Below are 7,613 nucleotides of genomic sequence, written 5' to 3' on the forward strand. Positions count from 1 at the left end.
CTCATCTCCGGGTGTCCACCAGAGCGGGAACGGTCCAGCCCAAGATCTCCATCGCGACGCCGACCCCGACAGCTGGTGGGAACTAGTTGCCGCAGCCCGCGCCGCACTACCCGCTCCCGACATGCTGCTCGCGCCCCACCACTGGGCCCGCACCGCAGCCTGACCACTAGTGACTGATGAGCCGAAGCGAGTCACCACAGGTCGGGGGAGGAGTCGGGTGCCGGCCCCCATGGCGAGCTCGTCGTGGGATGGGTGTCCGGGCCGGGTTCGTGTTCTGCGGACCGGGATGCGAGGTACGAGTCAACAAAGTCCTCGGTAGAGAAGGACGCTGCACGGGCTACCGCCGTGGCGTCAGGATCGGCGGCAAGTGTGCGGTAGGTGTCTGCAAGCCAGTTGGTGAGTTCGGTATCGCATCCCGGGGCCGCCGGTGGGGGAGTGGGCAGTGCTGTGGTCTCGGCTTGTTCGCGGGTCGCGTGACGTATCCGGTGGGCGATGACGGTACCGGGTTTGTTGGCAGTGTCGAGGGTGTCGGTGGCGTTGTCCCACTCCTCGCGGGGGTCGAGGCCTCGGGTTGCTGCTTCGGTCCACGCGCCTTCCAGGGCCTGGTACTGGTCGGGGTCTGCCTCGAGTTGGTGGGCGTAGACCCGCGGTAGAGCGTCGATGTAGGCAGGGAGCGTGGCTGCGGCAAAGTCGCGGGCGGCGAGGTCAACGCCGTGGCGGTAGAGCTGCTCCAGCCGTTCGTCGCTGGTGGCGCTCTCGTACTCCTGGCGCAGGGTTTCGGTGGCCGAGGCCTGGTGGGTGTCGCGGGCCAGAACGCCAGCCAGCACCTCGTCTGCGGTTGGGGCTTGGTGGTCGCCGGCGGAGTGCATGTGTGCGTCCTCGGCGCCCGTGTCGAGGGTGGGGTCGCACACGGCGTAGGCGCGGTTCTCTTTCTTGCCGCGGGTCATGGCGACGTACAGGCCGGCCCGGTCCACGGAGGTGTCGACGACGGCGTGGACGGTATCGACAGTGGCGCCCTGCGCGCGGTGGATGGTGGCGGCGTAACCGAGATGAATGCTCTTGTCGGCGTAGCTGGCGAAGATGAGCATGGCCTGCCCGGTGGAGGAGTCGCGCACCCCCAGTGACCCATCGTCAGCGATGCCGGTGACGGTGAACAGTTGGCCGTTGATGACCCGTCCGAGGTAGGTGCGGTCCTCTGCGTACAGCTTGGAGTTGGTGCGGGCGATCACGGTGTCGCCGACACCCACGGTGTCCCCGCGAGCCACCTTGGTGGTGTGTGCGTCGTCGACTAGCCCGCGGGCGATGCGATCGGCCCGGATCACTTCATTGAGAGTGTCGACGTCGGCGTTGGTGGAGGCAATGATTAGTGCCTGGCGGCCCGCGTTGGTGTCGGCCAGGAACGCCTCGACGGCCTGGGTGAGCATCTGCTCCCGGTGCCCGCCGGTGATCCATCCGCGCTCGTTGTAGAGAGCCAGCGCGCCTGGGTCACCTTCGCGCAGGCCCAGGGTCGCGTCGGCTTGGTCGGTGTCCGCGCCCATGCGCATCACCTCCCGGAGCTGAGGCGTTCCGCGGGCGCGAGTCAGGTCGGCGAACAGACCCCCGGTCTCGACTGCCGCGAGCTGTTTGGGGTCGCCGATCAGGCGGAGAACTGCCCCGGATTCGGCCGCGATTTCGGTCAGTGCGGCCAGGTTCTCGGTGCTGGCCATGCCCGCCTCATCGACCAGAAGCATGTCCCCAGGTTTGATCGTGACCGGTAGTGCGTCGAGTGATTTCCCGGGCAGGTTCGGGTGCCTGCCGAGCCAGGTGAAGGTCAGCGAGTCGATGGTGTGGCAGTCGGTGCCGATGTCGCCCGCGAGGACGCTGGCCGCTGCCGCGGAGGGTGCCAGACCGATGACGGATCGACCGGTGTCGTGCCAAGTTCGGGCGACGACCTTCATGGATGCGGTCTTGCCGGTTCCGGCCGGACCCACCCCGGCGGCAAGCAGTGATCCGGCACCGATGAGGTGCTGCGCCAGAGCAGTTTGCCCGGCATTGAGGGTCCACCCTTCGGCGTCCTCGTGCGCCTTCAGCGCACGGTCGAGATCGGCGCGGGTAGCGATCACCGCGACCGGGGTGCCAGTCGCTTCCAGGGTGACGGTCTCGGCGTCCAGCACTGCCTGAGTGGTGTACTTCTCGGCGCCTGCGTGCCGGTCCACACCAGCCCCGTTTGGCCCGATCAGAGGGCTGGGAAGGTCCAGAATCTCCGGCGGGGTCAGCTGCACCACGAGCTCTCCCATAGCGGTGGCCATAACCTGTTCGTGCGCCCGGTCCAGGGCCTCGGCGCCCTCGAATCGGTAGCCCTTGAGCGCGGTCGATACGGCGGTGTCGATGTGGGAACGGCGGAACTGCGCCCGCCGTGCGGTCACTGCCTCCACCGCCCGCTCGGCCACCTGCCGGGCGTGGACCCGGGCGTCGAACAGCTCCCGCGACACCTCGCTCCGGCCCTGCCCGGTGACCTCGCCAACCACGCTGTCCACTGCGTGCGTGCCGACGACCTTTTCGGCCATCTCCCGCCAGGTGGCGCGGTGCTCGGCCAGAGATCGGGCGGGCTTCTTGGCGTCGCGGGTGTCGAGGATGGCCTTCTGCCACAGGGCGTAGGACGCCCGCTGGGAAGGCTGCCGATTGTTCTTCTCAACGTACTCACTGACGAGTCGGTCATAGACCGGCCTGGCCAGGGCCCGGCGGGAGGAGAAGGCGTCGATCAGGCGGCGGTCGATGCCCTTGACCTCCCAGATGGGCGCCTTGTCCGGGTGCGGGTAGTTGGCCTGGAACTCCACGCCCATGCGACGGGTCAGAAGGTCGTGCAGGATCGCGTCGTAGCGGGCCGAGATCGCCTGGTGCATCTGGTGGATTGCGCGAGAGTCCAGCGACAGCCACCGCCCGTCAGGGCCTTGGACCTTATTGGCCACAAGGACGTGAGAGTGCAGGTCCGGGTCCCCGCACCGGGTGTCAAAGTGGGTGAACTCGGAGGCGATGATCCCGCCGGTTTTGACCTGCTTGATACCGCCGGTCCCGACGCGCGTGTAGATCGCGTTGTCCTCGGCCCATGCCAGGGTTTCGGCCACGGCTTCGTGATGCAACGCAGCCACGCGAGAGGCGGTGTTCTCATCGGCCAGCGCCCACAGGACGCTGACACTTTTCACCGGAGAGAACGTGAAATCGAACCCGGCGACAGCTTGCTTGACCTGGTCGCGCTCGCGGTTGACCCAGGCGATGACATCCTTACCGGAGGCGTGTTCGTAACCGAACTTCTCGGTATAGAACGGGCGCGCGACCCCCTCGGCGATCTGTCCTCGTTCATCGGGTGTGGGGCGCCGGCCTTCGACTGCGAGGAACGTCTTTTCCGCGGCGGCTATCGCTTCCAGGACGTCAACCCCGCCGGTGTAGATGGGGAAGGACCGGCCCAGCTTGCAGGCCGACAGACCGCGGCCGTCCGCCATCATCTGGTCGGTATCCGGGTGCAGGCCCTCGCCATACAGAGCCGCCATCTGCGCCTCGGTGACGACTGAACCGGAAGTCGCGGACTGGGAGTTCAGTCCCTGAAGTCCATTACCAATCCACCGTCCCGGAGGGGTGCCCTTGGCGGCGTAGTAGTCCGACAGGGCCAGGCCCTGCGGGTCGGCATCGTGGGTGGCAACCGAGCGCAGCAGGTACTGATATCCAGTACCCGCGTGGACCGCCCGCAGACTCATCACGCACGCCAGCGTATGCGGACAGAATCCGCGCGTCTATGCGTCACAGCGCACGGCGCTGTGACCAGGAGGTTCCCGTCGTTCACTCGAAGTGCCTACTGTGTAAGACTGTTCAGAGGAGCGAGAGCGAGTCGGGTTTTGTGGCGGACGCACGGAGGGCGACTGGCCGGGGCGGTGCGGAAGCTGCGGCGGGCAGCCGCAGCCAGAGCGTGGGCAGCCAGAGCGTGGGCGACTGCGGGGGAGAGCGGCGACCAATAGGGTCGAGCGTATGGGCCTCGCGAAGACAGACTCCCGTTCACAGACCGCACGGGCCCGCGCCCGCCAAGCAATGGCCGTCGAGTTGGAGCGAGCGCGCAAGCGCGAGTCCAAGCTTATTGCCGTGTTCTCCGCGATCGACGCCCGCGAGGAAGCAGAAGCCACCCTCGGCGGCGCGCTCATCGAGCTCCGGGGCCTCGGCGTCCCCCAGTCCGACCTAGCCGAGATGACCGGCCTGTCTGCCCGCGACGTCGGTGCAGCGATCCGCAGCGCAAAAAACTCCGAGGACGACAACGACGAAGCCAGCGGCGAGTCTGAGTCAGAGAGCACCGGGAGTGCGAGCGAAGACGCTGAGACGGGCACGGCTGTAGACAGTTCGGACAGCAACGGTGCCAGCAACCACTGATCCCCGCGGTGGGCCGTGGTGTGAGGACGTTCCCCTGCCGGGACTGGACCTGGAACCACGGTCCACCTCGTCTGGGCCGTCGGCTAACTCGCGCCCCTACAGCGCGACACTGCCCCCCACTCCGGAGGCAATCGCCGCGTTCTGGGCCAAGGTCGTACGAGCCCCCGGCGACGGACATTGGCTGTTCACGGGGGCCGTCTCCGGTGTTGATGGGTACGGACGCTTGAGCTGGCGCGAAGGCGGCGTGAGCCGCACCGAATCAGCGCACCGGTTCGCGCTTCTACTCGACGGCATCGACCTGGCCGGCGTCGTCGCCGAACACCGCTGCAACGAGCCACTATGCGTGCGCGTTGATCCCGATCACCTGATCCCGTCCACACAGGCGGCGAACCTGAACTACGCCGTCGCCTGCGGACGCACCGGAATTATCCGAACCTCCCTCAGACGGCAAGACCGCCACGCCCGCTCCCTGGCCGTCCGCAACGCAGTCTCTGGTGGCTGGGACCCCATCGCCTACAGCGCCGCATCCGGCAATACCGCACCCCTGGATACACCTTCGCTGTTCTGATCTGACGTACGCTTACCCACAACAAAGGCCCCGCCACACCGCGGGGCCTTTTCTCGTTCCGGTCGGAAGAGATGTGTCAGCGTTCAGTCACTCGCGCGTCTTGCGCTTTCGCAGTTCCCAGAACTGCGGCAGCGTCCACCGCGGGCGGCGTCTGGTCGATCACCACGCGCGCCAACCGTGACCGGTACCGCGCATCATTGCGGACCGCGAACGACCAGTGCCCGATAAACCAGGCCAGCGTCCCCAGCGCCGCGAGGAGTCGGCGCCCACGTTCGCCCCCTGCATCACCCCGAGCAAGCCGATGATCGCGCACATCCCGCCCACACCTCGCGCGGTCGGAGGAAGCACGAGGGCACCGCCCGCCACCACCGCGACCGCCAACGTCGCCGTGCCAAGATCCCACATTGCGTGCCACCTTCTCCCTCAGGCCGCGGGCGCGCCGTGGACGCCGCCTACCTACGACTCGAGTCGGTCCGCCGAGCTCGGCGTCCCCGAATGATCGTCGTGCCCTTGGGGTGTGGCTGCCACCTCTGACACTCAGTTCTCAGGGGCGCTCGTCGGGGCGTTCAGTTGCGGTCGACGGTGTGCCGGCCGGGCCGGCCTCGCGAGTGTTATCGCGTAGTGAGTCCAGCACTTCACGCAGAGTGTCCGAGGTCGCCTCGGCGCGGACCCGGGCCCGGTCGGCCTGCTCGGCCTCGGCGCGCGCGTCCTGCGCGTCCCGAAGGGCCGCGTCAAGCTGCCCGCGCAGCTGCGCCAGCTCCGCGCGCAACCCTTCGACCTCGCCAGCGGCGCGATCGCAGGCCGCGACGGCGTCATCTCTCTGCGTGGCGGCCTGCTCGGCGGCGGCCAGGGCGTCTGCTTCGCCAGTGCGGGCTGCATCCAGCGCCACGGCGGTCGCCTCGTCCGCCTGCTCCGCGGCCCGCTTCCACGCCGCGGCCCACACCGACTGCACCATCGCCGACATCGCCTCCGACAGATCCGGAGCCTCGGGCACGTCCCCAGCAGCGCCGGTGGCGTGTTCACGCATCCACGCGGCCACCTCACCGATGCGCACCCCCGCTTCACGCTGCACGCTGCGCACGGTGACCTTGTCCCCTCGCGCGACGAGCACCCCATAGGCCCTGGCGATCTTCTCCGACGTCGACATAGCCATCTCCCCTCCGATCGGTAACGGGTAACCGGAAACGTTTTCCGTTACCTATGTTACCCGCCTGTGGCGTCCGGCGGGATAGTGCTCGCCCGGATATCGCCGGCGAGCGGGCGCTGCGGCGGGTCGTCGGCGCCCAGGGCCCAGGCGACGACCCGAAGGCGATTCTGCCCAGAGGGAGGGGAGCGCCGGCTATCGGCGGTCAGGTTGTAGGTATCCAAGACGGCGGCCAGGGCGGTGTTGCCCGCCGGCGGGGCCACGGTAATCCCGGTGATTCCTCGTTCCCACAGCGACACCGGGATGTGGGAGCCCAGGTACGTGACTGGCGGTCGTGTGGCCAGTGAGTGGTGGTCGCTCGTGAGCGGGCTGTCGGGTGGGGCCGTGGGTGCGCGCTTACCAGTTCTTGGTGGGGTCCATGACGCGGGCGCGCGAGTGGCCGCGGATGCGGAAGCTGGGGTGGGCGAGTCCCTCGTTGACGAGGCGGCGGCCGACGTCGAGGGTGGCGGCGAGTTGATCGTCGGTGAGTGCCATGCGGTCATTGCGCAGGGTCAGGGAGACGACGCCGTTCCATGCGCCCCAGAGGAAGAGCGCGGTTTCTTTCGGCGGGTAGTCGGGCGAGGCCTCGCCCGTGGCGATGGCGCTTTCGAGGTGTGCTTGGAACCGGCCGAGGATCTCGTCGAGGCGGTCGCCGACTTGTTGGCTCAGCTCGTGGGCGCTGGCGGAGAGGCCGGAACCGTGGCCGTCGAAGGCGAGGAAGCGGAACGACCCGCGGTGGTCCAGGTAGAACCGCAGGTACACGTCGCTGGCGGCGATGACCTGCTCGAGGGGCGAGTACTCGGGACGGAGGGCCTCGTCGAGGTAGGTGCTGAACCGGGTCAGCGCGCGGTCGGCGAGGGCGAGCAGGATGCCGTCCTTGCTGCCGAAGTACTTGTAGAGCGCGCCCACTGACATGTCCGAGTCCTCGGCGATCTGCTCCATCCGGACGTTGCGCTGCCCGGAGACGAACGCCCGCTCGGCGGCGTCGAGGATGCGCTCGCAGTTCTGCGCGCGGCGCTTAACCATCCGGGGGCTGCGCCGCGGGGGCGCGCTTGCCGACTCGGTCACCTCCCGGATGCTACCGGGTCGAGGCCCCCCCGGCCCGTGAACGAGATTCACTAGGGAATATTCGTTGACAAAGTGGGTCGGGCGTTCCAGACTGGGTCACGAACGTGGCCGACGTCACAGTGGCGTCGAGGACGGCCACTCCACCGAGAAGAGGCGCGCCGACCCACGTAGAGACGGACGCACGAGGCGCCCGCCGCGGCCGTCTGAGCCCAGGGAAAGAAGCGTGACAAGAAGGCCACTGAGCCTGCGCTGACCAACGGAAAACTCAACGGGCCAAAGGACGTCAAATACTACGTATCAGGAGTTCACTATGGCAGTTGTAACCTTTGTCTCCCACGACGGCGAGGAGCACGAGGTGCCCTTGGAGGAGGGGCAGTCACTCATGCGGATCGCCGTCAACAA

At 67.9% G+C, this 7,613-nt stretch carries 5 protein-coding genes and 1 pseudogene; 3 read left to right on the forward strand and 3 right to left on the reverse strand.

Translation table 11 applies throughout. The features are described from left to right. Positions 1-191 precede the first annotated feature (191 nt). Complete coding sequence (gene mobF / locus G6030_RS11415; protein WP_182643202.1) at positions 192-3,731, reverse strand: MobF family relaxase; 3,540 nt, start codon at positions 3,729-3,731, stop codon at positions 192-194. Positions 3,732-3,999: 268 nt separating this feature from the next. Between mobF and G6030_RS11420 the strand changes: the two genes are divergently transcribed. Beyond that, positions 4,000-4,392, forward strand: a complete 393-nt coding sequence (locus G6030_RS11420; RefSeq protein ID WP_181694353.1) for a hypothetical protein — start codon at positions 4,000-4,002, stop codon at positions 4,390-4,392. A 244-nt stretch (positions 4,393-4,636) separates the two neighbouring features. After that, the gene (locus tag G6030_RS16535; RefSeq protein WP_228549012.1) at positions 4,637-4,960 is read left to right on the forward strand and encodes a hypothetical protein; all 324 of its coding nucleotides are present in this window, start codon (positions 4,637-4,639) and stop codon (positions 4,958-4,960) included. Positions 4,961-5,504: 544 nt separating this feature from the next. Here the strand turns inward: G6030_RS16535 and G6030_RS11430 are convergent. Together G6030_RS11430 and G6030_RS11435 are read right to left on the reverse strand one after the other, a co-directional pair. Further along, positions 5,505-6,107, reverse strand: coding sequence for a hypothetical protein (locus tag G6030_RS11430; RefSeq protein WP_241504589.1), 603 nt, complete (start codon positions 6,105-6,107; stop codon positions 5,505-5,507). Positions 6,108-6,500: 393 nt separating this feature from the next. After that, positions 6,501-7,211, reverse strand: a complete 711-nt coding sequence (locus tag G6030_RS11435; protein WP_146776291.1) for a TetR/AcrR family transcriptional regulator — start codon at positions 7,209-7,211, stop codon at positions 6,501-6,503. A gap of 310 nt (positions 7,212-7,521) precedes the next feature. On the opposite strand from G6030_RS11435, the pseudogene G6030_RS11440 reads away from it, so the two are divergent. Next, positions 7,522-7,613 (forward strand): annotated as a pseudogene (locus tag G6030_RS11440) (2Fe-2S ferredoxin); the annotation flags it as partial.

Origin of the sequence: Dietzia sp. E1 (genome assembly GCF_014145015.1) — a bacterium.
Lineage (GTDB): Bacteria > Actinomycetota > Actinomycetes > Mycobacteriales > Mycobacteriaceae > Dietzia > Dietzia cinnamea_A.